At 70.6% G+C, this 22584-nt stretch carries 24 protein-coding genes and 1 tRNA gene; 10 read left to right on the top strand and 15 right to left on the bottom strand.

Annotated features, from left to right (window positions below; translation table 11 throughout):
- Positions 1 to 59 precede the first annotated feature (59 nt).
- The 6 genes from CEB94_RS19690 to CEB94_RS19665 all read left to right on the top strand — a co-directional run bounded on the left by CEB94_RS19690 (position 60) and on the right by CEB94_RS19665 (position 8732).
- On the top strand, positions 60 to 800 hold the full coding sequence (locus CEB94_RS19690; RefSeq protein WP_246111849.1) for a response regulator transcription factor: 741 nt from the start codon (positions 60 to 62) through the stop codon (positions 798 to 800).
- Entirely contained in the window at positions 797 to 2407 is a 1611-nt protein-coding gene (locus tag CEB94_RS19685; protein ID WP_175433478.1) for a sensor histidine kinase, read from the top strand. Before CEB94_RS19690 ends, CEB94_RS19685 begins: the two co-directional genes overlap by 4 nt.
- Before the next feature lie 14 nt (positions 2408 to 2421).
- Entirely contained in the window at positions 2422 to 3951 is a 1530-nt protein-coding gene (locus CEB94_RS19680; RefSeq protein WP_175433477.1) for a bifunctional glycosyltransferase family 2/GtrA family protein, read from the top strand.
- A complete protein-coding gene (locus CEB94_RS19675) occupies positions 3948 to 6182 on the top strand; it encodes a glycosyltransferase family 39 protein (RefSeq protein ID WP_175433476.1) in 2235 nt (744 codons plus the stop codon). Before CEB94_RS19680 ends, CEB94_RS19675 begins: the two co-directional genes overlap by 4 nt.
- Before the next feature lie 142 nt (positions 6183 to 6324).
- Positions 6325 to 7821 carry an MFS transporter gene (locus CEB94_RS19670; protein ID WP_175433475.1) on the top strand — a complete coding sequence of 499 codons (1497 nt, stop codon included), beginning with the start codon at positions 6325 to 6327 and terminating at the stop codon, positions 7819 to 7821.
- 119 nt (positions 7822 to 7940) lie between these two features.
- Positions 7941 to 8732 (top strand): TetR/AcrR family transcriptional regulator, encoded by a 792-nt coding sequence (locus tag CEB94_RS19665; protein WP_175433474.1) that lies wholly within the window; start codon positions 7941 to 7943, stop codon positions 8730 to 8732.
- Positions 8733 to 8793: 61 nt separating this feature from the next.
- On the opposite strand, the gene CEB94_RS19660 is transcribed toward CEB94_RS19665, so the two are convergent.
- On the bottom strand, positions 8794 to 9264 hold the full coding sequence (locus CEB94_RS19660; protein WP_175433473.1) for a PPOX class F420-dependent oxidoreductase: 471 nt from the start codon (positions 9262 to 9264) through the stop codon (positions 8794 to 8796).
- 10 nt (positions 9265 to 9274) lie between these two features.
- Entirely contained in the window at positions 9275 to 9568 is a 294-nt protein-coding gene (locus CEB94_RS19655; protein WP_246112170.1) for an STAS domain-containing protein, read from the bottom strand.
- A gap of 277 nt (positions 9569 to 9845) precedes the next feature.
- Here CEB94_RS19655 and CEB94_RS19650 point away from each other — a divergent pair, with 277 nt between their 5' ends.
- Together CEB94_RS19650 and CEB94_RS19645 are read left to right on the top strand one after the other, a co-directional pair.
- Complete coding sequence (locus CEB94_RS19650) at positions 9846 to 10568, top strand: GAF and ANTAR domain-containing protein (protein WP_175433471.1); 723 nt, start codon at positions 9846 to 9848, stop codon at positions 10566 to 10568.
- 56 nt (positions 10569 to 10624) lie between these two features.
- Positions 10625 to 11326 carry a GAF and ANTAR domain-containing protein gene (locus CEB94_RS19645; RefSeq protein ID WP_175433470.1) on the top strand — a complete coding sequence of 234 codons (702 nt, stop codon included), beginning with the start codon at positions 10625 to 10627 and terminating at the stop codon, positions 11324 to 11326.
- On the opposite strand, the gene CEB94_RS19640 is transcribed toward CEB94_RS19645, so the two are convergent.
- The 3 genes from CEB94_RS19640 to CEB94_RS19630 form a co-directional block, all read right to left on the bottom strand.
- Positions 11309 to 12130 carry a YceI family protein gene (locus tag CEB94_RS19640; protein ID WP_175433469.1) on the bottom strand — a complete coding sequence of 274 codons (822 nt, stop codon included), beginning with the start codon at positions 12128 to 12130 and terminating at the stop codon, positions 11309 to 11311. The genes CEB94_RS19645 and CEB94_RS19640 overlap by 18 nt on opposite strands.
- Positions 12131 to 12219: 89 nt before the next feature.
- A complete protein-coding gene (locus tag CEB94_RS19635) occupies positions 12220 to 14679 on the bottom strand; it encodes an MFS transporter (protein WP_484422087.1) in 2460 nt (819 codons plus the stop codon).
- Between the two features lie 97 nt (positions 14680 to 14776).
- Complete coding sequence (locus CEB94_RS19630; protein WP_175433467.1) at positions 14777 to 15265, bottom strand: MarR family winged helix-turn-helix transcriptional regulator; 489 nt, start codon at positions 15263 to 15265, stop codon at positions 14777 to 14779.
- A 216-nt stretch (positions 15266 to 15481) separates the two neighbouring features.
- On the opposite strand from CEB94_RS19630, the gene CEB94_RS19625 reads away from it, so the two are divergent.
- Positions 15482 to 15679: a hypothetical protein gene (locus CEB94_RS19625; protein ID WP_175433466.1), complete on the top strand. Its 198-nt coding sequence runs from the start codon at positions 15482 to 15484 to the stop codon at positions 15677 to 15679.
- Positions 15680 to 16088: 409 nt separating this feature from the next.
- Here CEB94_RS19625 and CEB94_RS19620 read toward each other — a convergent pair whose 3' ends face one another.
- From CEB94_RS19620 to CEB94_RS19585, 8 genes are all read right to left on the bottom strand, one after another.
- A complete protein-coding gene (locus tag CEB94_RS19620) occupies positions 16089 to 16991 on the bottom strand; it encodes an RNA polymerase sigma factor SigF (protein WP_175433465.1) in 903 nt (300 codons plus the stop codon).
- Positions 16992 to 17258: 267 nt separating this feature from the next.
- Positions 17259 to 18191, bottom strand: coding sequence for an RNA polymerase sigma factor SigF (locus CEB94_RS19615; RefSeq protein ID WP_381109628.1), 933 nt, complete (start codon positions 18189 to 18191; stop codon positions 17259 to 17261).
- Positions 18192 to 18381: 190 nt separating this feature from the next.
- A complete protein-coding gene (locus CEB94_RS19610) occupies positions 18382 to 18675 on the bottom strand; it encodes a Dabb family protein (RefSeq protein ID WP_175433464.1) in 294 nt (97 codons plus the stop codon).
- Positions 18675 to 18851, bottom strand: coding sequence for a hypothetical protein (locus CEB94_RS19605; protein ID WP_175433463.1), 177 nt, complete (start codon positions 18849 to 18851; stop codon positions 18675 to 18677). The genes CEB94_RS19610 and CEB94_RS19605 overlap by 1 nt, the downstream gene beginning before the upstream one ends.
- 116 nt (positions 18852 to 18967) lie before the next feature.
- Positions 18968 to 19052: transfer RNA gene (locus CEB94_RS19600), tRNA-Ser, on the bottom strand.
- 55 nt (positions 19053 to 19107) lie between these two features.
- On the bottom strand, positions 19108 to 19539 hold the full coding sequence (gene tadA, locus CEB94_RS19595) for a tRNA adenosine(34) deaminase TadA (RefSeq protein ID WP_175433462.1): 432 nt from the start codon (positions 19537 to 19539) through the stop codon (positions 19108 to 19110).
- A 56-nt stretch (positions 19540 to 19595) separates the two neighbouring features.
- Positions 19596 to 20144, bottom strand: a complete 549-nt coding sequence (locus tag CEB94_RS19590; RefSeq protein ID WP_175437075.1) for a tRNA adenosine deaminase-associated protein — start codon at positions 20142 to 20144, stop codon at positions 19596 to 19598.
- A gap of 276 nt (positions 20145 to 20420) precedes the next feature.
- The gene (locus CEB94_RS19585) at positions 20421 to 20654 is read right to left on the bottom strand and encodes a hypothetical protein (protein WP_175437074.1); all 234 of its coding nucleotides are present in this window, start codon (positions 20652 to 20654) and stop codon (positions 20421 to 20423) included.
- 132 nt (positions 20655 to 20786) lie between these two features.
- Between CEB94_RS19585 and upp the strand changes: the two genes are divergently transcribed.
- The gene (gene upp, locus CEB94_RS19580; protein WP_175433461.1) at positions 20787 to 21422 is read left to right on the top strand and encodes a uracil phosphoribosyltransferase; all 636 of its coding nucleotides are present in this window, start codon (positions 20787 to 20789) and stop codon (positions 21420 to 21422) included.
- 81 nt (positions 21423 to 21503) lie between these two features.
- Here the strand turns inward: upp and CEB94_RS19575 are convergent, their stop codons facing one another.
- Together CEB94_RS19575 and CEB94_RS19570 are read right to left on the bottom strand one after the other, a co-directional pair.
- A complete protein-coding gene (locus CEB94_RS19575) occupies positions 21504 to 22121 on the bottom strand; it encodes a LytR C-terminal domain-containing protein (protein ID WP_175437073.1) in 618 nt (205 codons plus the stop codon).
- A 121-nt stretch (positions 22122 to 22242) separates the two neighbouring features.
- Positions 22243 to 22539 carry a type II toxin-antitoxin system VapB family antitoxin gene (locus CEB94_RS19570; RefSeq protein ID WP_003999914.1) on the bottom strand — a complete coding sequence of 99 codons (297 nt, stop codon included), beginning with the start codon at positions 22537 to 22539 and terminating at the stop codon, positions 22243 to 22245.
- Positions 22540 to 22584: the final 45 nt, after the last annotated feature.

Genomic DNA, 22584 nt, shown 5'->3' with positions numbered 1-22584 from the left:
TCAGAGAAATCACAGGTTGCCGAAAGCGTGCTCTCAGAGGTCCTCGACATCGTGTTCACATGACCATGACCTCGCCCCAGGGGCGCACCGAACTGCTGAGGCCGGACGGGAGCCCCGTCCGCGTGCTGGTGGTGGACGACGAGCTGTCGATCACCGAGCTGTTGTCCATGGCCCTGCGCTATGAGGGATGGCAGATCCGCAGTGCCGGTGACGGCACGGGCGCGATCCAGACCGCGCGGGACTTCCGGCCCGACGCCGTCATCCTCGACATGATGCTGCCCGACATGGACGGGCTGGCCGTGCTCGGGCGGCTGCGCCGGGAACTGCCGGACGTGCCGGTGCTCTTCCTCACCGCGAAGGACGCCCTCGAGGACCGGATCGCCGGGCTGACGGCGGGCGGTGACGACTACGTCACCAAGCCGTTCAGCCTGGAGGAGGTCGTCGCGCGGCTGCGCGGGCTGATACGCCGCTCCGGTGCCGCCGACCGGCGCTCGGACTCCACGCTGGTCGTCGGCGACCTCACCCTCGACGAGGACAGCCACGAGGTGACCCGGGCCGGGGACAACATCCATCTGACGGCGACCGAGTTCGAGCTGCTGCGGTTCCTGATGCGCAATCCGCGGCGCGTGCTCAGCAAGGCGCAGATCCTCGACCGGGTGTGGTCGTACGACTTCGGCGGTCAGGCCAACGTCGTCGAGCTGTACATCTCCTATCTGCGGCGGAAGATCGACGCCGGGCGCGAGCCGATGATCCACACGCGGCGTGGCGCCGGGTATCTGATCAAGCCCGCGGCGTCATGAGCGGACGACGACGGCCGAGTACGCAGCAGCGGACAGGCGGGCAGCGGGCAGGCAAGCCGCGCACGCTGCGGACGCGGCTCGTCGTCGCGTCCGTGGTGCTGATCGCCGTGGTGTGTGCGGTGATCGGGACGGTGACGACGCTTGCCCTCAGGTCGCATCTGTACGAGCAGTTGAACGGGCAGCTCGACGAGGTCGCGTCCCGGGCCGCGCTGAGCCCTCCGAAGGTGCCCGGCAGAGACAGGGCCGACGCACCCGCGCAGAAGAAGCAGATCAGCCTCACCGAGTTCGTGACCATGGGCCCGCAGCCGAGCGAGACGGTCGCGGCCGAGATCGAGGGCGGGCAGATCACGGACTCCGCACGCGGCGAGAAGTCCGAGGACAACTTCCAGATGACCGCGAAGTCGCTCACCTCCGCCCAGATCGGCGCGCTCGCCTCCGTTCCACAGGTCAACGGAACGGTCCAGACCGTCGACCTCCCGGGCCTCGGCGAGTACCAGGTCGAGTACAAGTCAGGTGACAAGGGCAGCTACTACGTCGCCATCCCGACCACGGACGTCACCAACACCATCAACACCCTCATCCTGGTCGAGATCAGTGTCACCGCAGCCGGACTGGCCGCCGCAGGGCTGGCCGGGTCCGTACTGGTCGGCGTAGCCACCCGCCCCCTCCGCCGCGTAGCCACCACCGCCACCCGGGTCTCCGAACTGCCCCTGCACACCGGCGAGGTGAACCTCAGCGAACGCGTTCCCGACTCCGAGACCGATCCGCACACCGAGGTCGGGCAGGTCGGAGCCGCGCTCAACCGGATGCTCGACCATGTCCACGGCGCGCTGCACGCCCGGCAGCAGAGCGAGACCCGGGTACGGCAGTTCGTCGCCGACGCCAGTCACGAGCTGCGCACCCCCCTCGCCTCCATCCGCGGCTACGCCGAGCTCACCCGGCGCGGCAGAGAGCAGGTCGGGCCCGACACCCGGCACGCGCTCGGCCGGATCGAGTCCGAGGCCGGCCGGATGACCCTCCTCGTGGAGGATCTGCTGCTGCTCGCCCGGCTCGACGCGGGACGGCCGCTCCAGTTCGGGCAGACCGACCTCGTCCCGCTCGTCGTGGACACCATCAGCGACGCCCGGGCGGCCGGCCAGGACCACAACTGGCGCCTCGACCTGCCCGACGAGCCCGCGCTCGTGTCGGCGGACGCGGCCCGGCTGCAACAGGTGCTCGTCAACCTGCTCGGCAACGCCCGCAGCCACACGCCCCCCGGAACGACCGTCACCGCCCGCGTCCAGCGGCGCGGACCCTGGCTGTGCGTGGACGTCGAGGACGACGGGCAGGGCATCCCGGCCGAGTTGCTGCCGCACGTCTTCGAACGGTTCGCGCGCGGCGACTGCGCGCGTACCCGCGCCCACGGCTCGACCGGCCTCGGCCTGGCCATCGTGCAGGCCGTAGCGACCGCGCACGGCGGTGCCGTGACCGTCGACAGCGTGCCCGGGCGGACCGTGTTCACGGTGCGCCTGCCCGCACTCCCGGCGCAGCCGCAGCCCGAAATGAGCAGGCAACCGCACTCACAGGCACGCCACAGCGTCACCACATCGGCACAACAGGGCGCCTGACGAAAGTCGGTTCCATGCGAACCGACTCTTCTCCCGGCACCCTGCCGGCGCGGGAGCACCTCCCGGCCGCACCAGCCGGTACGCCTGTCCTGGACGTAGTGATCCCCGTCTACAACGAGGAGAAGGACCTCCAGCCGTGCGTCCGCAGACTGCACGAGCATCTCGCCCGGACGTTCCCGTACGCGTTCCGCATCACGATCGCGGACAACGCCTCCACGGACACCACCCCGCAGGTGGCAGGGCGGCTGGCGGCGGAGATCCCCGAGGTCACCACCTTCCGCCTGGAGCAGAAGGGACGCGGCCGGGCCCTGCGGGCCGTCTGGTCGGCCTCGGACGCCCCGGTCCTCGCCTACATGGACGTGGACCTGTCCACCGACCTCAACGCCCTGCTCCCGCTGGTGGCGCCGCTGATCTCCGGTCACTCGGACCTCGCGATCGGCTCCCGGCTGGCCCGCAGTTCGCGGGTGGTGCGCGGCCCCAAGCGGGAGTTCGTCAGCCGGGCCTACAACCTCATCCTGCGCGGCTCGCTCCAGGCGCGGTTCTCGGACGCCCAGTGCGGCTTCAAGGCGATCCGCCGGGACGTGGCGCAGGTGCTGCTGCCTCTGGTCGAGGACACCGGCTGGTTCTTCGACACCGAGATGCTGGTGCTCGCCGAGCGCGCGGGGCTGCGCATCCACGAGGTGCCGGTCGACTGGGTCGACGACCCCGACTCGACCGTGCACATCGTCAAGACCGCGACGGACGACCTCAAGGGCGTGTGGCGGGTCGGCAGAGCCCTGGCCACCGGCTCGTTGCCGCTGGACCGGATCGTCCGGCCGTTCGGCGACGACCCGCGCGACCGTGACATAAAGGACGTACCGACGGGGCTGGCCCGCCAACTCGTCGGGTTCTGCGTGGTCGGCGCCCTGTCCACCCTCTTCTACCTGCTGCTCTACAGCGGCTTCCGGACCTTCACCGGCTCCCAGGTCGCCAACGCCCTCGCCCTGCTGGTCTCGGCGGTCGCCAACACTGCGGCCAACCGGCGGCTCACCTTCGGGGTGCGCGGGCGCGGCGGGGCCGTACGGCACCAGGCGCAGGGCCTGGTCGTCTTCGGCATCGGGCTCGCCCTGACCAGCGGCTCGCTCGCGGCACTGAACGCGGCGACCTCCGAGCCCGCGCACTCCACCGAACTGGCCGTCCTCATCGCGGCCAATCTGGCGGCGACCGTGCTGCGCTTCCTGCTCTTCCGGGCGTGGGTGTTCCCGGACCGGCGCGAGGACGACTCGCCGGTGCCGCCCCTGTACGAGACCGCCCGGTACGACCCCGTCCCGTATGAGACCGCCCGGTACGAGAGCACCCCGTACGACACCGCCCCGTACGAGAGCACCCCGTACGAGGCCGCCCGGCACGACACCGCCCCGTACGAGGCCGCCCGGCACGACACCACCCCCTACGACACCACCCGGTTCCGCGCCGGTGAAGCCGCGGACGGCACCTGGCCGGACGCCACCGTGCAACCGCAGCCGGTGCGCCCGCACGACACCGATTCGAGGGACTTGCGATGACCGTCCACTTCGACCAGCCGACCACCGGCAGAAACACGAGCCCCGACAGCCGGCTCCGGCCCCCGTCACCCGCGCCGGCCCACGCCTCCGGCGCCCCCGAGAGGCCCTTCCCGCAGCGCCTTCGGCAGGGCTGGCCCGAGGACCCCCGCTGGGCCCGCCCGGCCTTTCTCGCCCTGCTGCTGGCGACGGCCGTGCTCTACCTGTACAACCTGAGCGCCTCCGGCTACGCCAACTCCTTCTACTCGGCGGCCGTACAGGCCGGCAGCCAGTCCTGGAAGGCGTTCTTCTTCGGCTCGCTCGACGCGGCGAACGCCATCACCGTCGACAAGCCCCCGGCCGCCCTGTGGCCCATGGCCCTCTCCGTGCGACTCCTCGGCCTCAGCTCCTGGGCGATCCTCGCGCCCGAAGTCCTCATGGGCGTCGGCACGGTGGCCGTCGTGTACGCGACCGTGCGCCGCCGGTTCAGCCCCGCGGCCGGACTGATCGCGGGTGCCGTGCTCGCGCTCACCCCCGTCGCGGCGCTGATGTTCCGCTTCAACAACCCCGACGCGATGCTGGCGCTGCTGATGGCGGCGGCCTGCTACTTCGTCATCCGCGCCCTGGAGGACAGCCGTACGAAGTGGCTGCTGTGGGCCGGTGCCGCGATCGGCTTCGCCTTCCTCGCCAAGACGCTCCAGGCCTTCCTGATCCTGCCGCCGCTCGCCCTCGTGTACGGCGTCTGCGCCCCGGTGACGGTGAAGAAGCGGATCGGGCAGCTCGCCGCGGGTCTCGCCGCGATCGTCGTCTCCGGCGGCTGGTGGGTCGCGATCGTCGAGCTGTGGCCCGCGTCCTCCCGCCCGTACATCGGCGGCTCGCAGAACAACAGCTTCCTTGAACTGACCTTCGGCTACAACGGCCTGGGGCGCCTCAACGGCGACGAGACCGGCAGCGTCGGAGGCGGCGGTGGCGGCGGGAACGGCGGCGGCAACTGGGGCGAGACCGGCTGGGACCGGCTGTTCAGCTCCTCCATCGGCGGCCAGATCTCCTGGCTGATCCCGGCCGCGCTGATCCTGCTCGCCGCCGGCCTGGTGGCCACACGCAAGGCGAAGCGCACGTCGGTGACACGCGGTTCGTTCCTCGTCTGGGGCGGCGCGCTGCTCACGACCATGCTGGTCTTCAGCTATATGCAGGGCATCTTCCACGAGTACTACACGGTGGCCCTCGCCCCCTACATCGCCCCACTGGTCGGCATGGGCGCGGCGCTGCTCTGGGAGAAGCGCGACAAGGCGTGGGCCTCGCTGACCCTGGCCACCGCGATGACGGCGACGGCCGCTTGGGGATACGTCCTGCTCAACCGCTCCTCCGACTACCTGCCCTGGCTCAAGTGGCTCGTTCTCGTCGGCGGTCTGACGGCGGCCCTCGGCCTGATCTTCGCCGGTCGGCTGGGACGCCGGCTGGCCCTGGGAGTGGCCGGACTGGGCCTCGTCGCCGCACTGGCCGGCCCGGCGGCGTACACCCTCACCACCGTGAACGAGGCGCACACCGGCTCCATCGTCACGGCGGGCCCGGCGGTCGCGGGCGGTCGCGGCGGCCCCGGAGGTGGCGGCGGCCCCGGAGGTGGCGGTTTCCCGGGCGGGGGCCAGAACCAGCAGAACGGCAACGGCAACGCCCAGGGCCAGCAGGGCAACGGTTTCCCCGGCGGCGGTTTCCCGGGCGGCGGCCAGAACCAGCAGGGCCAGAACCAGCAAGGCCAGAACCAGCAGGGCCAGAACCAGCAGGGCCAGGGCCAGGGCCAGAACCAGCAGAACGGCGACGGCGGCCGTACGGCCGGTGGCATGGGCGGCGGCGGCGGTGGCGGCGTCGGCGGCCTGCTCAACGGCGCCAGCGTCAGCACCGAGGCCAAGAAGCTGCTGGAGACCGACGCCGACCAGTACACCTGGGCCGCGGCGGCCATCGGCGCCCAGAACGCGGCGAGTTACCAGCTGTCCACCGGCGACCCGGTGATGGCCATCGGCGGCTTCAACGGCACGGACCCGTCCCCGACCCTGGCCCAGTTCAAGAAGTACGTGGCGGACGGAAAGATCCACTACTTCATCGCCTCCGGCGGCATGGGCGGCCGTACGGCCGGTGGCATGGGCGGCAGCAGCGACGGCACCTCCTCCCGGATCACCTCCTGGGTCGAGGCCAACTTCAAGAAGGTCACGGTCGGTTCGAGCACCTTCTACGACCTCACCCAGAAGGCGAGCAGCTGACACGTCCCCTGACCGGACGAGCAGGTGACACGTCCGGCGCCTGACCGGACGGTGAAGGGCGGTGGCCGAAAGCCACCGCCCTTCACCGTCTCCGCCGAAACTCTGTTGTACGCCGTATAGGAGCTGTTCTACGGTGTACATCATGACGACGTCCCCCCAGGAAAAGGCCCCGCCGCACACCGCACCGGGCGGCCACCCCCAGCGCTGGCTGATCCTCGGTGTCATCTGCCTCGCGCAGCTCACCGTGCTGCTCGACAACACGATCCTGAACGTGGCGATCCCCTCGCTCACCCGCGAGATGGACGCCACGACCGCCGACGTCCAGTGGATGATGAACGCCTATTCGCTGGTCCAGTCCGGCCTGCTGCTCACCGCGGGCAACTCCGCCGACCGCTACGGCCGCAAGCTGATGCTGATGTCGGGCCTCGCGATCTTCGGCGTGGGCTCGCTGGCGGCCGGACTGTCCCAGAGCCCGGCCCAGCTGATCGCCGCCCGTGCGGGCATGGGCGTCGGCGGTGCGCTGCTGATGACCACGACCCTCGCCGTCGTCGTGCAGATCTTCGACGACCAGGAGCGGGTGAAGGCCATCGCACTGTGGTCGACGGTCAGTTCGCTCGGATTCGCGGCCGGGCCGCTGATCGGCGGTGTGATGCTGAACCACTTCTGGTGGGGCGCGATCTTCCTGATCAACATCCCGGTCGTCGTGCTCGGCCTGGTCGCGGTGGCCGCGCTGGTGCCGGAGTCCCGGCACAAGGCGGGCGCTCGGCCCGACCTGGTCGGTGCGGTGCTGTCGACCATCGGCATGACGGCCGTCGTGTACGCGATCATCACCGGGCCCGAGCACGGCTGGAGCTCCGCGCGGGTGCTGGTCTCCGCGCTGATCGGCGTGGTCGTGCTCGGCCTGTTCGTGCTGTGGGAGCTGCGCACCGAGCATCCGATGCTGGACATGCACTTCTTCCGCAACCAGAAGTTCGTGGGTGCGGTCGCGGGCGCGATCCTCGTGGCGTTCGGCATGACCGGCTCGCTGTTCCTGCTCACGCAGCACCTCCAGTTCGTACTCGGCTACGAGCCACTGGACGCCGGGCTGCGGACGGCGCCGCTGGCGCTGACCGTCGTCGCGCTCAACTTCACGGGGGTCGGGGCGAAGCTGGTGCTCAAGGCCGGCACACCGGCGGCCATCGCACTCGGCATGACCCTGGTGTCGGCGGGGCTGGCGGCGATCGCGCTGCTCGGCGGACACGGGTACGGCGGGATGCTGCTCGGCCTGGTCGTGATGGGCGCGGGGGTGGCGCTGTCCATGCCGGCCATGGCCAACGCGATCATGAGCGCGATACCGCCGGAGAAGGCGGGTGTGGGAGCGGGGATCAACGGGACGCTCGCGGAGTTCGGCAACGGCCTCGGTGTGGCGGTCCTCGGTGCCGTGCTCAACGCGCGGTTCGCCTCGCTGGTCGCCGTGTCGGCGGCGTCGTTGCCGGCGGCGTTGGCCGCGGCGGGCTCCGCCGAGGAGAAGGCGCGTATCTCCGAGGCGTTCGCCTCCGGGCTGGAAACCAGCCAGCTGGTCGGGGCCGTCGCTGTGCTGGCCGGCGGTTTGGTCGCGGCGGCGTTGCTTCGGCGGGCTGAGCGGGCAGAGTCCGCCTAGGAGCTCGGGGTACGCGGTCGTCGTGCGCGTGCGGGTCCGCTGTGGTTGATCGCGCAGTTCCCCGCGCCCCTGCCGGGCGCCTAGCATGATCGGCAGCGATAGGTCGAGGAAGGTGCGCCATGGCGGAAGCCGCCCGGCAGGGTCAGCCGCGGTCCAGCGTCTGGCTGGAGGGCAAGGCGCACCGGCGGCGCGGTGGAGGGCAGCCCTCGGGGCTGGACCGGGCGCGCATCATCGACGTCACCGTGCGGCTGCTGGACGCCGAGGGGCTGGCCAAGTTCTCCATGCGGCGGCTCGCCGGCGAGCTGAACGTCACGGCGATGTCCCTCTACTGGTACGTCGACACCAAGGACGACCTGCTCGAACTCTCCCTGGACCAGGTCATGGGCGAGATGCGGCTACCCGATCCGGACGCCGGTGAGGACTGGCGGGACCAGGTGCGGGCGCTGGCCCGGGAGTACCGGACGCTGCTGGTGCGGCACCCCTGGGTGTCCGCGCTGGTCGGGGTCTTCCTCAACATCGGCCCCAACAGCCTGGCGTTCTCCCGGGTCGTCCAGCGCGTCGTCCGCAGGACAGGGATGCCCCCGAAACGCCTGACGAGCACGATCTCGGCCGTCTTCCAGTTCGTGTACGGCTACGGCACCCTGGAGGGCCACCTCGCCTCCCGGGCCGCGGCCGGCGGCATGAGCGTGGACGAGTACTTCCAGCAGGCCCTGAGCGCCGTCACCGCCGCCCCGCAGGCCGCCGAGGTCCTGCGGGAGTCCCAGGAGATCATGGCGGCGCGCGGCGGCGACACGGTCGCCGAGATGCTGGAGCGCGACTTCGAGTTCGCGCTGGAGCTGCTGATCGCGGGCATCGAGGCGATGGTCGCCCGCGAGGGAGAAGCCCCCCGGGAGACGGAAGCCTCCGGGTAGACGGAAGCCCCCGGGTAGACGGAAGCCTCCGGGTAGACGGAAGCCCCCGGGGAGGGCTGAGCTACTCCCCTTCCACCAGCCGCCCCGGGAAACCCCCGGTCGCCACCGGACCCCACCGCTCCGGCGTGACCCGGATGATCGACTTGCCCTGCTTGAGCATGGCCGAGCGGTACTCGTTCCAGTCGGGGTGCTCCCCGGCGATGTTCCGGTAGTACTCCACGAGCGGTTCGACGGATTCGGGGGCGTCGATGACCTCGGCCGTGCCGTCGATCTGGACCCAGGGGCCGTTCCAGTCGTCGCTGAGCACGAGCAGGCTCACGCGCGGGTCCCGCTTGGCGTTGCGGGTCTTGGCGCGCTCCGGGTAGGTGGAGACCACGATCCGGCCCGAGTCGTCGACACCGCAGGTCAGCGGGGAGCCCTGGGGGCCGCCGTCGCCCCTGCGGGTCAGCAGGATCGCGTGGTGCCGGGGGCGTACGAAGTCGAGCAACTCGTCCAGGGAGACGCGGGTGTTCGTCGCGATGTTCGGTGCCATGAGCGGCAGCCTACGACGCCAGGGCTTCGGCGAGGTTGTCGTACACGGGGACATCCCGGCGCAGGCCGGTCAGCTCCAGGACGCGGCTCGTGATCCCCTCCGGGCGGGCCACCAGGCGCACCCGGGTCCCGGGGCGCAGCCGGTGCCGTACGTCGTTGATGAGGCGGATGCCCTGGGAGTCCATGAAGGAGGTCGTGGTCAGGTCGAGGACGAGGACCTCCAGCCGATCGCCGCGGGCCCGGGCCGCGGACATGACGAGCGGCAGCAGCTCCGCCGCGTTACAGAAGTCGATCTCGGCGGGCATGGTGAGGTGGACGCGACCGGGGAGGTCGCGCGGTTCTGTGGGATTCGTGAAGAAGGTCACGGCACTCACCTGGCAGACGTTCGTCCGGATTCCGGTAAGGCCGCTTCCTGACCCGTGGCGCCATTCCACCATGCGGGAGGCGGGTGGTGGAAGCGCCCCGTGGCGGCGTCGGCCGGACGTCACTTGGAGGCAACCGAGCAGTTAGAGTGCTGTTCGTCCTGTGCTCGCAGTCGGGAATGTGCTGCGGAGCTCTCCTGCGCACGGCCATTGGCCGTGCATGCCGAAGAGGTTCGTGGTGGCTGCGTCCGAGTTTCCTGATTTGCCCCGTTTTCCGGCTGGCGTCGAGCTGGCCGAGGCCCTCACGGTGGCTTCTCAGCAACTGCACGAGACCCTCACACCCCACAGCGCCCTGCGCACGGCGGTGCGGCTAGCGGTCCATCTCATGCCGGGGGCCGAACACGCCGGCATCTCCGTGATCGAGCGCGGCAACAAGCTCCGCACGCTCGTCTGGACCGACGAGATCGTGCGCTCCGCCGAGTCCCGGCACACCGGCCGCGAACAGCACGGGCTGTGGGACCAGTTGTGGAACAGCCCGGTGGCGCGGATAACGGACAGCGAGGCGGACGACGGCTGGGACGTGCTGGCGGCCCTCGGACTGCGCTCCGCGCTGTCGCTGCGGCTGCGCGCCGACCGACGCAGGCTGACCGTGCTCACGGCCTACGCACGCAAGCCGGGCGCCTTCGACGAGGACGCCACACGCATCGGCCGGCTGTTCAGCGCGCACGTCGGCATCGCCCTGGACTCCGCGACCGTGCGCGAGCAGCTCACCGAGGCCATGCACACCCGGGACCTCATCGGCCAGGCCACCGGCATCCTCATGGAGCGCCAGGGCATCGACGCGGCCGCCGCCTTCGAGAGCCTGGTGCGGGCCTCCCAGCGGGAGAACGTGAAACTGCGCGACCTCGCCCGCCGGATCGTCGGGGCTCCCCACGCCCCCTGAGGTGAGGTGGACGACGAAGGGGCGTGTTCGGGTGGCGGCGGGATACACGTACGGTCATGAGCTCCGAGACGTCCGACACGCTGGACCAGGCGATGGTGCGCAGCAGCGGTCTCGACACCCTGCTGCGCGATCTGACCGACCGCGCGGTGCAGGAGGTGCCCGGCGCGGACGCGTGCAGCATCACCGTGCGCCGCGCCGACCGGCTGCTCACCCTGGCCGGCAGTGAGGGCCTGCCCAGCGGCCTGGACCTGCGCCAGTACGAGAACGGCTCGGGGCCCTGCGTCGACGCGGCCGAGACCGGTGAGGAGCAGTACGCCCCGGATCTCACCGAGGAGCCCCGCTGGGCGTCGTACACGCAGTACGCGCTCTCCGCGGGCGTGCGCTGTGTGCTGGCGGTGCCGATCGCCGTCGAGGGCGAGAGCGGCGCCGCGCTCAACTTCTACGGGGTGCGGACCGGGGCGCTGGGCACGGGCCGGGACGCGGCCCGTGCCTTCGCGGCCCGGGCCGGGGACGCGATCGACGTGGCGCTGCGGATCGAGCGCCGGCGCCAGTCGGCGGCCGATGTGCGCACCGCGCTGCTCTCCCGCAGCGTCATCGACCAGGCGGTCGGCATCCTGATGGCCCGGGAGCGGATCGACGCGCGGATCGCGCTGGAGCGGCTGCGCCGGGTCTCACAGGACCGGAACGTCAAGCTCCGGGACCTGTGCGGCCAGGTGGTGGCGAGGGTGTCCGCCCCGGACTCACGCCGCCGGAAGTGACTCGCCCTGCACGGCCTGGATGTCCAGCTCCACCTTGAGCGTCGTGCCGACGGCGGCGATGCCGGCCTGCAGGACCTGGTTGTAGTTCATCGCGAAGTCCTCGCGGTGCAGTTCGGTCGTCGCGCGGAACGCCGCGCGGGTGCCGCCCCACGGGTCCGGACCCGTGCCGAGGTAGGCCAGATCCAGGTCCACGGCCCGGACGACCCCGTGCATACCCAGCTCGCCGTGGACGGTCCACCGGTCGGACCCGGTCGCCGTGAGCCCCGTCGACCGGAAGGTGATCTCCGGGAACCGCTCGACGTCCAGGAAGTCCGGCGACTTCAGGTGCCCGTCGCGCATGCCGTTGCCGGTGTCGACGGACGCGGCCCGGATCACCGCCTCCACACGCGACTTGGTGACGTCGTCCGGGGCGATCTCGATCGAGCCGGAGAACTCCGTGAACCGGCCGTGCACGCTGGAGATGCCCAGGTGCTGGGCCACGGCGGCCACGCTGGAGTGCACCGGGTCGACGGTCCACGGGCCGGGCGGCGGCAACTCGGTGCCGCCCTGCCGGGCCAGCGTCACCGTGCCGACCTCGGCCCGCCCGCTCGCCGTGACGATCACACTGGAGGCCGCGGGCGCGTACCCGACGGCCATGACGATGACGGTGTACGCCCCCGGCTCCATCGGCGTCGCGTCCCGTACGGCGCCCTCCGCGTCGGCCTCGGCCCGCAGCACCTGCGCACCGGTCATGTCCGCCACCGTGACGACCGCGTGCGACACGGCCCATCCGTCCCGGGTACGGATCCTCGCGGTCAGTCCCATCTCAGCTACTCCTCAGAAAGAAACCGGCCCGCGACAGGGGGCGCACCTCCGCTCAGAGCGCGCCCACCTGTCACGGGCCGGGGTCCGTACTACTCGCCGGGGTGGGCGAGTTCGATGTCGTGGGCGTCGGTGCCGGCGCCCGTGACCGTCAGGGCGGTGGCCACCGGCGGGTAGCCCGTGGCGATGACGGTGTACTCGCCGCCGTCCAGGTCGGTGAAGGCGTACGCCCCGTCCGTCCCGGTCGTGGCCGAGCCGACGACATTGCCCGCCTGGTCGACCAGCGTCACCCGGGCGTCGGCCAGCGGGCCGTGCGGGGCGCGGACGACACCCTGGACGCGGGCGCCCGAGTCCAGGTCGATCTCGACCCGGGTGACCCCGGTGCCGCCCACCTCGACGGGCAGCGCGCGCGGCCGGTACCCGGCGGCGTTCACCGCGACGGTCACCGCCCCCGGCACCAGCTCGGCGAAGGAGAAGTCGCCCTGCTCACCGGTGATCCCGCTGGCCAGCAGGTCGCCGCGCACATCCGTCACGATGACCATGGCGTCCTTGACGGGCTGTCCGCCCTCGGCGGCGCGCACCAGGCCGGACAGCCCGCTGGTGCCGCTGAGCAGGATGTCGTAGGCGACCGGCTCGCCGTTCACCACGACCGTGGAGGCCTGCGGCTGGAAGCCGTCGGCGGAGGCGATCAGGACGTACGAACCGGAGCCCGGGGCGTCCACCGCGTACGAGCCGTCGGCCTGCGCCACGGACCGGCCCAGCTGGCGCCCGGCCAGCGAGATCAGCGTGACGGCGGCCTGCGGCACGGGCGCGGACTCGTTCCCGCGGACGAAACCGCGGACCGGAACACCACCGGAGGCCTCCTCGGCACGCACCGCCGTGGCGACGGCGGCGAGCCGCTGCGTCCCCTCGGGCCCGGTCCCGTCGGCGGTCTCGGTCTCGGTCTCGGCCACGGCCCAGCTCGGCACGGCCTTCTCGGCCTCGGCGGCCTCGACGGCCACTTCGGCCGGAACCACAGCCGGCGTCTCCGTGTCGGCGGCCTGCGCCAGCCCGCCCTTCGTCTTCAACGGGACCTCCTTGATGAACAGCGCCACCAGCAGCGCGAGCAGCGCCATCGGGGCCGAGTAGAGGAACACGTCCGCGACACCGTGGCCGTAGGCGCTCTCCACGACGGTGCGGATCGGCGCGGGCATCGCGCCCAGGTCGGGGATGTTGCCCTCGCCCGTCCCGGCGTGGCCGAGGGCCGCGCCCTTCGGGCCGAGGTCGGTCAGGCCGTCCTTGACGTAGTCGGTGATCCGGGTGGCCAGGACCGCGCCGAGGGCGGAGACACCCATCGCACCGCCGAGGGACCGGAAGAAGGTCACCGTGGAGCTGGCGGCACCCAGGTCCTTGGGCTCCACCTGGTTCTGCGTGCACAGCACCAGGTTCTGCATCATCATGCCGATGCCGAGACCCAGCAGCGCCATGAAGATCGCTATGTGCCAGTACTCGGTGTCGTAGCGGATCGTGCCCAGCAGGCCGAGACCCGCGGTCACCAGCACACCGCCGCCGATCAGCCAGCCCTTCCAGCGCCCGGTCCGGGTGATGACCTGGCCGGAGACGGTGGAGGAGATGAACAGGCCCGCGATCATCGGGATCGTCATGACGCCGGACATCGTCGGCGTCTTGTCCCGGGCCAGCTGGAAGTACTGGCTGAAGAAGACGGTCCCGGCGAACATCGCGACACCGACGAAGAGCGAGGCCAGCGAGGCCAGCGTGATGGTGCGGTTGCGGAACAGCCGCAGCGGGATGATCGGCTCGCTCGCCTTCGCCTCGACGAGGACGAACAGCGCCAGCAGCGCCAGCGAACCGCCGACCATCGCGTACGTCTGCCAGGACACCCAGTCGTACTTGTCACCGGCGAAGGTGACCCAGACCAGCAGCAGGCAGACGGCCGCGGTGATGAAGAGGGCGCCGGCCCAGTCGACCTTGACCTTCCGCTTGATGACGGGCAGGTGCAGGGTCTTCTGCAGCACGATCAGGGCGATCACGGCGAAGGGCACACCGACGTAGAAGCACCAGCGCCAGCCGAGCCAGTCGGTGTCGGTGATGACACCGCCGACCAGCGGGCCGCCGACCATGGCGGTGGCGAAGGTGGCGCCGAGGTAGCCGTTGTACCGGCCGCGCTCACGCGGCGAGATCATCGCCGCCATGATGATCTGGGCCAGCGCGGACAGACCGCCCATGCCGATGCCCTGGACCGCGCGGAAGGTGATGAGCATGCCCGGGTTCTGGGACATGCCGGCCGCCGCCGAACCCAGCACGAAGATGACCAGGGCGAACTGGATCAGCAGCTTCTTGGAGAACAGGTCGGCGAGCTTGCCCCACAGCGGGGTGGACGCGGTCATCGTCAGCAGGGACGCGGTCACGACCCAGGTGTAGGCGCTCTGGCCGCCGCCGAGGTCGCTGATGATCCGGGGCAGGGCGTTGGAGACGATCGTCGACGACAGGATCGCGACGAACATGCCGAGCAGGAGGCCGGTGAGGGCTTCCATGATCTGCCGGTGCGTCATCGGAGCGCCGTCGCCGGAGGAGCCGTGGGAGCCTCCCCCGTGCTTGGCATGAGCCCGCACACCGGCTGGTGTGGTCGTTGCCATGGGCTTCCTTTTCTTACGTGCTTGCGGGTGTACGGGTGGTCTGGTCGAAAGCGGGCGGTGCCGCCCTGGCGCCGGCCCGGCAGTCGAAGCTCTGCCGCAGCCGCGCCATCAGGTCGGTGAGCTGGCCGACCTCCTCGTCGGTCCAGTCGCTCAGACGTTCGGCGAGGACCTCGGTGGTCCGCCGGGACAGCTCGTCGAGCTGTGCGTGGCCCGCGGGTGTGAGGCGCAGGATGCGTGAGCGTTTGTCCGCAGGGTCGGGGGAGCGCTCGATCCAGCCCCGGGCCACGACGTGCGCGACATGGCGACTGGTGACCGACATGTCCACCGCCAGCAGCTCGGCGAGCTTGCTCATGCGCATGTCGCCGTGGCGGCCCAGCAGGGTCAGAACCGCCGCCGACCCGCCGGGGCACTCGGCGGGCATGATCCGCCCGAGCTCCCGCTTCACGGCGCCGAAGGCGCTGAACTGGCGGACCAGCTCTTCGTACTGCGCCCTTTCGGCCATGACCCCTCCCGCTTTCGTTGCTTAGGGCAACCATAGGAGCTGTTGGTTGCTGCAGGCAAATAAAAGAGAGGGGTACAGCCATAAAAACTTGGCAAAGGCAAGTATTGCGGAAGTAAATGTACTGGTGGCGAGCCCGGCACTACGGGTCGGTCGAGCCCAAACGGAACCCCAACCCCCACTTGGGGAGCCCCGCCGTTTTCGCTAGGGTCTCGGGCCATGGCTAACAACCAGGCCCCGCAGGGCAATCACGACCCCGCCGGCAGCACCCAGATGTTCCGCGCGTTCGTCGACGAGGCCCCGCAGGGCCGTCAGGCGGCGGCACCTTCCAACAGCGGTCCGCGCATCGGTCTCATCCTCGGCGTCGTCGCCGCCGTGGCGATCATCGCGGCGGTGGCCTGGCTGGCGCTGTCGTAACTCTTACGGCGGACGCCTGGCCGGCGCATGGAGCTGCCGGTTTCCAGGTGCCCGGCGTTCCCGCTGAGGCCGGGTGGGCCCGCAACCCGGCGAAGCGGGCTACCGCTGCGCCCACCCGTGCCGCCCTTGGCGGCACGATTGCCCGCATCTAGGGCGGGAAGCCACGACGCACCCGCACCCGCCGTCGTACGCAAGGGGACGTGTCGGGGGGTGTCCGCCCGCAGCTGGTTGGCGCGTCAACGAACAGTCAGTCGGTATGACACCCCATCGCGCCGTTCCGAGGACGGACACCCCCCGACACGGCCCCGACCCCACCCGGCGAAAGGCGCAGGCACGCGCACCCGCCCCCACCGAAGCAGCCACAGGCATACGGCGCGGCCCCAACGGCCGCGCCCAGCCCAGCCCTTCGTCAGTCCGAGATCAGCCCTTCCCGGAGCTGTGACAGCGTCCGGGTCAACAGCCGGGAGACGTGCATCTGCGAGATGCCGACCTCCTCGCCGATCTGCGACTGCGTCATGTTCGCGAAGAAGCGGAGCATGATGATCCGCCGTTCACGCGGCGGCAGCTTCGCCAGCAGCGGCTTCAGGGACTCCCGGTACTCCACGCCCTCCAGCGCGGTGTCCTCGTACCCCAGCCGGTCCGCCAGGGACCCCTCGCCACCGTCGTCCTCCGGCGCGGGCGAGTCCAGCGAGGACGCCGTGTAGGCGTTCCCCACCGCCAACCCGTCGACGACGTCCTCCTCGGACACCCCGAGCACAGCGGCGAGTTCGGTCACCGTCGGCGACCGGTCCAGCTTCTGCGAGAGCTCGTCACTGGCCTTGGTCAGAGCGAGCCGCAGCTCCTGCAGCCGGCGCGGCACCCGCACCGACCACGAGGTGTCCCGGAAGAACCGCTTGATCTCCCCGACCACCGTCGGCATCGCGAACGTCGGGAACTCAACGCCCCGTTCGCAGTCGAACCGGTCGATCGCCTTGATCAGCCCGATCGTGCCGACCTGGACGATGTCCTCCATCGGCTCGTTGCGGGACCGGAACCGCGCGGCGGCGTACCGCACCAGCGGGAGGTTGAGCTCGATCAGCGTGTCACGGACGTACGCACGCTCGGGGCTGTCCTCGTCGAGCGCGGCCAGCCGCAGGAACAGGGAGCGGGACAGGGTGCGGGTGTCGATGGCGCCCGCAGTCGGAAGGACCGGGACGGGCTCGGCCGGGAGGGCCGGTACGTCATCGATGGAGCCGAGTGAGTCGAGAGCATGGGGAGCTGTCTCGCTCTCCGCGAGCGTGAGCACCTTCGAGCTGCCCTGTTCTGCGGACATGCCACCCCCTTTGGGTCGCGGACGGTCGCGGCGAACGTCCCCGTCGGAGGAACGCAGCCTTCACCTGAATACCGGAGCCGAAGCTCCGGCAAACGCGCTTCCCGCAGAATGTCACATGTCGGCAACACGCTGTAGTGACATGTCGACATCTGAGACACGAATACGCCCTGCAAACAAGGGGTCTGACGGCTTTTCGGCTCTTAACCGTCGGCAACCGCCCTGATGAGCGATTCCCTCCCCACGGTGACCTCTCGCTCGCGTTTGCGGTTACGCGTCGATGCGGTTCGCAGACCGCAACCTCTGGAAGCTACGCGCGAGTAGCCGCGACACGTGCATCTGCGAGACGCCGAGTTCCGCGGAGATCTGGGACTGCGTGAGATTGCTGTAGTACCGCAGGAGAAGGATCCGTTGCTCCCGCTCGGGCAACTGGACGAGCAGGTGCCGTACGAGATCCCGGTGCTCCACGCCGTCCAGCGCGGGATCCTCGTAGCCGAGCCGGTCCAGCAGTCCCGGCATCCCGTCGCCCTCCTGTGCGGCCTCCAGGGAGGTCGCGTGGTACGACCGCCCGGCCTCGATGCAGGACAGCACCTCGTCCTCGGTGATGCGCAGCCGCTCGGCGATCTCCGCGGTGGTCGGGGTCCGCCCGAAGGAGGTCGTCAGGTCCTCCGTCGCACTGTTGACCTGTACCCACAGTTCGTGCAGCCGGCGCGGCACATGGACGGTGCGGACGTTGTCGCGGAAGTACCGCTTGATCTCGCCGACGACCGTGGGCATCGCGAACGTCGGGAACTGCACCCCCCGGTCCGGGTCGAAGCGGTCGATGGCGTTGATCAACCCGATGGTGCCGACCTGGACGACGTCCTCCATCGGCTCGTTGCGGGAGCGGAACCGGGCGGCCGCGTAGCGCACGAGCGGGAGGTTGGCCTCGATGAGCGCCCCGCGTACGCGGTCGTGCTCCGGGGTGCCCGGCTGGAGGTCCTTGAGCTGCGCGAAGAGCACCTGTGTGAGCGCCCGGGTGTCGGCACCACGGCTGCTCCGCTGGGGCGCGGCCGGAGCGGTTTCCGGGGGCGCGGCCTGAGCGGGCGCTGTCTGGGCGGGCGCGGCCTGGGGAGACGGTGCCTGGGGAGACGGTGGGTGCGGGGCCGGTGGCTGGTGGGACGGTGCCTGAGGTGCGGTACTGGCCAGCACGGTCAACTCCACCTCGTCATCGTCAACTCATCCGTCGACTCTTCCATCAAAAGCGGTCATAGCATCACAAGACATGTGCACTGTGTGCAAGCACCCCATAACTACGTGTTGAGGGATGAAAGCCGCACAAATCAACTCATGTAACAGAAGAGCCCCCTGTCGAAGCGACAGGGGGCCCGAAGCGGCCGACTCGGAACCGGTCTCAGAAGTCGTAGTCCGCGATCACCCACGTGGCGAACTCCCGCCACAGCGCGACACCCGCCTGGTGATCCGGGTGCTCCACGTACCGCCGCAGCGCGTCCGCGTCGTCGAAGGCCGAGTTGATGGCGAAGTCGTAGGCGATGGGGCGGTCGCTGACGTTCCAGCCGAGCTCCCAGAAGCGGATCTCGGGGATCGTGCCCTCGAGCGCGCGGAAGGCCTCGACGCCCTTCACGACCCGGGGGTCATCGCGCTCGACACCCTCGTTGAGCTTGAAGAGAACCAGGTGGCGGATCATCACTTTCCTCCCTTGGCGACCCACGTGGCGAAGTCGCCGAGGGCCCTGGCGGCGTCCGAAATGCCCTGGAACCCTATAAGGACGTAGTCGGCCGCCGTCTGCGGGTCCGTGATGATCACGTACAGCGCGAAGACCACGAGGGCGTAGACGGCGACCTTCTTCGCGTTCACCGCCATCGCGGCCTCCCCTGTCACTGGTGTCCCAAACAGCGCACATGATCGCACGAAGGACCGATCACACGAAGGGGCTGATCGCACGAAGGGCCCCGTCTGACGACGAGGCCCTTCTCAAGCGGTAGCGGAGGGATTTGAACCCTCGGTGACTTGCGCCACACTCGCTTTCGAGGCGAGCTCCTTCGGCCGCTCGGACACGCTACCGAGGGAGACCTTACAGCAAGGTGCCACGTGCTTTGAAATCGGTATTCGGCGCGGTTCAACGGTCGCGGAAGAACGCCGTGAGCAGCCCGGCGCACTCCTCGGCGAGCACGCCCTCGATCACCTCGGGCCGGTGGTTGAGCCGCCGGTCGCGGACGAGATCCCAGAGGGAGCCGGCCGCGCCGGCCTTCTCGTCGCGGGCACCGTAGACGAGCCGGTCGAGGCGGGACTGCTGGATCGCGCCCGCGCACATCGTGCAGGGCTCCAGCGTCACCACGAGGGTGCAGCCGGCGAGCCGCCACTCGCCGAGGGCGGCCGCGGCCCGCCGCAGGGCGAGGAGCTCGGCGTGGGCCGTCGGGTCGCCGCCGGCCTCGCGCTCGTTGTGCCCGGCCGCGAGCACGGTCGTGCCGTCCGGGGCCAGGACGAGGGCGCCGACGGGGACGTCCCCGCCCCGGACGGCCTCGGCGGCCTCGTCCAGGGCGAGTCGCATCGCGTGACGCCAGGGGTCCCGGACCGGGTCCGGCGGTGCCGGCGTGGCACGACCGGTCAGCGGACGGTCTCCAGGGTCTCCGAGGCGCCCAGGGACTCGGCGATCTCGGTGACGGCGTCCGTCGACATCAGGCGCAGTTCCTTCTCGCTCACGCCGAGGTCGTCCAGGATCAGGGCGTCGCCGACCGGGCCGTGCGGCACGGACTCGGCGGAGCCGGCGGCCCCGGCACCGTCCTCGGCGTCATCGTCGTCCTCGTCCTCGTCGGACTCACCGTCCTCGGTGCCGTCGAGGTCGAGGGCGTCGAGGACGTCCCCGTCGTCCGGGTCACGACCGAGCAGCTCGTCGGTGAGCAGGATCTCGCCGTAGCTGCTGCGGGCAGCGGCGGCGGCGTCCGAGACGTAGATGCGAGGGTCCTCCTCGCCGTCCACGCGGACCACGCCGAACCAGGCGTCCTCCTGCTCGATGAGCACGAGCACCGTGTCCTCGTCGGGGGAGGCTTCACGGGCCAGGTCGGCCAGATCCGACAGGGTTTCCACATCGTCGAGCTCCGTGTCGCTCGCTTCCCACCCGTCTTCGGTGCGCGCGAGCAGTGCGGCGAAGTACACCGTGACTCTCCCACTGGTCATAGGTGTGCCGGTTGGGGGTCCCCCCGGCGGAGGTTACGGGTGGGGAGTGCTCGTCCGAGCCCCACCCACTCGGAATCGTGGCAGAAACAAGGCGTTCAGGGGACGTCTTCGACTCCCTGTGTCCGGCACTTCTGCTCGCACGCCCGTTGCCGCCACCTGCGGATCGTACGCGGATTTGCCCCGTTCCACGCACGGTCAACCGCGACAACCTCCGCGCGGTTCGTGATCTTTGCCGGAGGTTTCCTCAGCCGTTTCCTACCAGCGGAAGGTGCGCATGCGCATCGCGTGCCGCAGCCGGGCCGTCTTGGCGCGGCGCGGCTGAACGCGGTCGCGCAGCTCCCGGGCCTCGGCCAGATCGCGCAGGAACCGGGCGCGACGCCGGCGCCGCTCGGCGTCGGACTCGTAGGTCCCGTTCGTCTGGTCGGGCTCCGGGCCCGTCCCTGTCCGTGTGCGCGGCGACGGATCGTCTCGGAAGTCCCGGTCGGGCATCAGGTTCACCACCCCCAGTCCGTCCTTCCCGCGTTCCCCCGGACGGGCGGTTTGACGCCAGCCACCGGGTGACGGCCGGACCGCGGGCTTGCCGTGCGGTCGGGGGCACCCCGCCCGGTTAATGTTGTGGACATGCGTCTCCACGTCGTCGACCACCCTCTGGTCGCCCACAAGCTCACCGCGTTGCGCGACCAGCGCACCGACTCCGCGACCTTCCGCCGTCTCGCCGACGAGCTGGTCACCCTCCTCGCCTACGAGGCCACGCGTGACGTGCGCACCGAACAGGTCGACATCCAGACGCCGGTCGCGCGGACCACGGGCGTCAAGCTGTCCTACCCGCGTCCGCTGGTGGTGCCGATCCTGCGGGCCGGGCTCGGCATGCTCGACGGCATGGTCCGGCTGCTGCCGACCGCCGAGGTGGGCTTCCTCGGCATGATCCGCAACGAGGAGACGCTGCAGGCCTCCACGTACGCGACGCGCATGCCGGAGGACCTGTCGGGGCGTCAGGTGTACGTGCTCGACCCGATGCTCGCCACCGGCGGCACGCTGGTCGCGGCGATCCAGGAGCTGATCCGGCGCGGCGCCGACGACGTGACCGCCGTGGTGCTGCTGGCCGCCCCGGAGGGCGTCGAGATCATGGAGCGCGAGCTGGCGGGCACGCCGGTGACGGTCGTGACCGCATCGGTCGACGAGCGGCTGAACGAGCACGGCTACATCGTGCCGGGCCTCGGAGACGCGGGGGACCGGATGTACGGGGCGGCCGAGTAGGACCCGGGGTTCGGCCAACGGGTGAAGGGTTGGCCGAGCTTGCTGGGGCGGGCACCTGCGGGCACGCCCCCGGGGGCGTGCTCAGCAGCCCTTCTTCGACGTCGGCGCCGGCTCGGGCCTGGCCAGCTTGGTCAGGGCCCGGTCGGCGTCCTGCTGTTTGGCCAGTTCCTTGAAGCCGTCCCCGATGACGAGGTCGACGGCAGCGCCCTTGCGGGCCGCCTCGGTGCGCCGTTCGGCGCCCGGGAGCTGGGTGCCGAGAACGGGCAGTGAGGTGTCGAGCGCGGTGGCCGGGCCGAGCAGCACTCCGGTGCCCTTGACCTTCTTGTCGTACTGCTTGGTCGCGTTGCCCACGTCGCCGATCTTGAAGCCGCGCTTCTTCAGCTCGTCGGCGGTCTTCTTCGCCAGGCCGCCGCGGGTGGTGGCGTTGAGTACGTTGACGGTGATCGTGCGCGGCTCGGGCAGGGGCTTGGCGCCGGGCGAGGGGCTCGCCTTGGTCTTGACGCCGCAGTCCGTCCCGTCGCCGGCCGCCGAAGCCTTTCTGCCGCCGCCGGTGAAGACGTCGATGAGCTGCAGCGTGCCCCACCCGCCCAGGCCGAGGACGACGACGGATGTGACGGTCAGGACGACGAGCCTGCCGCGCTGCCGGGGCCGGCGCATCTTGGGGTACTTGTTGCCCGTGATGCGGTACTTGCCGCCCATGCCGGGGGGAGTCAGCATGCTCATGAGCGCAGCGTAGTGCGCCCGGGCGACGATGCCTACTAGATGATCATTCGACGTCGCCCAGCGGAACCCGAAAGGGCCAACCCGCGACCGGCGGGGATCAGTCGAGCTCGAGCACGCGCGCGTGCAGCACCTGGCGCTGCTGGAGTGCCGCCCGCACCGCGCGGTGCAGTCCGTCCTCCAGGTACAGGTCGCCCTGCCACTTCACGACGTGCGCGAAGAGGTCGCCGTAGAACGTGGAGTCCTCGGCGAGCAGCGTTTCCAGATCGAGCTGACCCTTGGTCGTCACGAGCTGATCGAGGCGGACCGGGCGCGGCGCGACGTCCGCCCACTGCCGGGTGCTTTCCCGGCCGTGGTCGGGGTACGGCCGGCCGTTTCCGATGCGCTTGAAGATCACACGGAAAGCCTACCGGTCAAGACCTTCCGGGCGCAGCCATGGCGC

The sequence above is a fragment of the Streptomyces hawaiiensis genome (assembly GCF_004803895.1).
Lineage (GTDB): Bacteria > Actinomycetota > Actinomycetes > Streptomycetales > Streptomycetaceae > Streptomyces > Streptomyces hawaiiensis.
Note: the sequence above shows the minus strand (reverse complement) of the source record. Positions and strands in the feature narration are given on the sequence as shown.

Bases quoted from the DNA above. Each gene is read 5' to 3' on its own strand.
- CEB94_RS19630 (WP_175433467.1), bottom strand. From the start codon at position 15,265: ATGGCCGAAAGGGCGCAGTACGAAGAGCTGGTCCGCCAGTTCAGCGCC.
- CEB94_RS19645 (WP_175433470.1), top strand. From the start codon at position 10,625: ATGAGCTCCGAGACGTCCGACACGCTGGACCAGGCGATGGTGCGCAGC.
- CEB94_RS19655 (WP_246112170.1), bottom strand. From the start codon at position 9,568: ATGCCCGCCGAGATCGACTTCTGTAACGCGGCGGAGCTGCTGCCGCTC.
- CEB94_RS19650 (WP_175433471.1), top strand. From the start codon at position 9,846: ATGCCGAAGAGGTTCGTGGTGGCTGCGTCCGAGTTTCCTGATTTGCCC.
- CEB94_RS19620 (WP_175433465.1), bottom strand. From the start codon at position 16,991: ATGTCCGCAGAACAGGGCAGCTCGAAGGTGCTCACGCTCGCGGAGAGC.
- CEB94_RS19640 (WP_175433469.1), bottom strand. From the start codon at position 12,130: ATGGGACTGACCGCGAGGATCCGTACCCGGGACGGATGGGCCGTGTCG.
- CEB94_RS19665 (WP_175433474.1), top strand. From the start codon at position 7,941: ATGGCGGAAGCCGCCCGGCAGGGTCAGCCGCGGTCCAGCGTCTGGCTG.
- upp (WP_175433461.1), top strand. From the start codon at position 20,787: ATGCGTCTCCACGTCGTCGACCACCCTCTGGTCGCCCACAAGCTCACC.
- CEB94_RS19605 (WP_175433463.1), bottom strand. From the start codon at position 18,851: ATGGCGGTGAACGCGAAGAAGGTCGCCGTCTACGCCCTCGTGGTCTTC.
- CEB94_RS19575 (WP_175437073.1), bottom strand. From the start codon at position 22,121: ATGGGCGGCAAGTACCGCATCACGGGCAACAAGTACCCCAAGATGCGC.
- CEB94_RS19625 (WP_175433466.1), top strand. From the start codon at position 15,482: ATGGCTAACAACCAGGCCCCGCAGGGCAATCACGACCCCGCCGGCAGC.
- CEB94_RS19585 (WP_175437074.1), bottom strand. From the start codon at position 20,654: ATGCCCGACCGGGACTTCCGAGACGATCCGTCGCCGCGCACACGGACA.
- CEB94_RS19690 (WP_246111849.1), top strand. From the start codon at position 60: ATGACCATGACCTCGCCCCAGGGGCGCACCGAACTGCTGAGGCCGGAC.
- CEB94_RS19635 (WP_484422087.1), bottom strand. From the start codon at position 14,679: ATGACGCACCGGCAGATCATGGAAGCCCTCACCGGCCTCCTGCTCGGC.
- CEB94_RS19675 (WP_175433476.1), top strand. From the start codon at position 3,948: ATGACCGTCCACTTCGACCAGCCGACCACCGGCAGAAACACGAGCCCC.
- CEB94_RS19610 (WP_175433464.1), bottom strand. From the start codon at position 18,675: ATGATCCGCCACCTGGTTCTCTTCAAGCTCAACGAGGGTGTCGAGCGC.
- CEB94_RS19680 (WP_175433477.1), top strand. From the start codon at position 2,422: ATGCGAACCGACTCTTCTCCCGGCACCCTGCCGGCGCGGGAGCACCTC.
- tadA (WP_175433462.1), bottom strand. From the start codon at position 19,539: ATGCGACTCGCCCTGGACGAGGCCGCCGAGGCCGTCCGGGGCGGGGAC.
- CEB94_RS19670 (WP_175433475.1), top strand. From the start codon at position 6,325: ATGACGACGTCCCCCCAGGAAAAGGCCCCGCCGCACACCGCACCGGGC.
- CEB94_RS19660 (WP_175433473.1), bottom strand. From the start codon at position 9,264: ATGGCACCGAACATCGCGACGAACACCCGCGTCTCCCTGGACGAGTTG.
- CEB94_RS19685 (WP_175433478.1), top strand. From the start codon at position 797: ATGAGCGGACGACGACGGCCGAGTACGCAGCAGCGGACAGGCGGGCAG.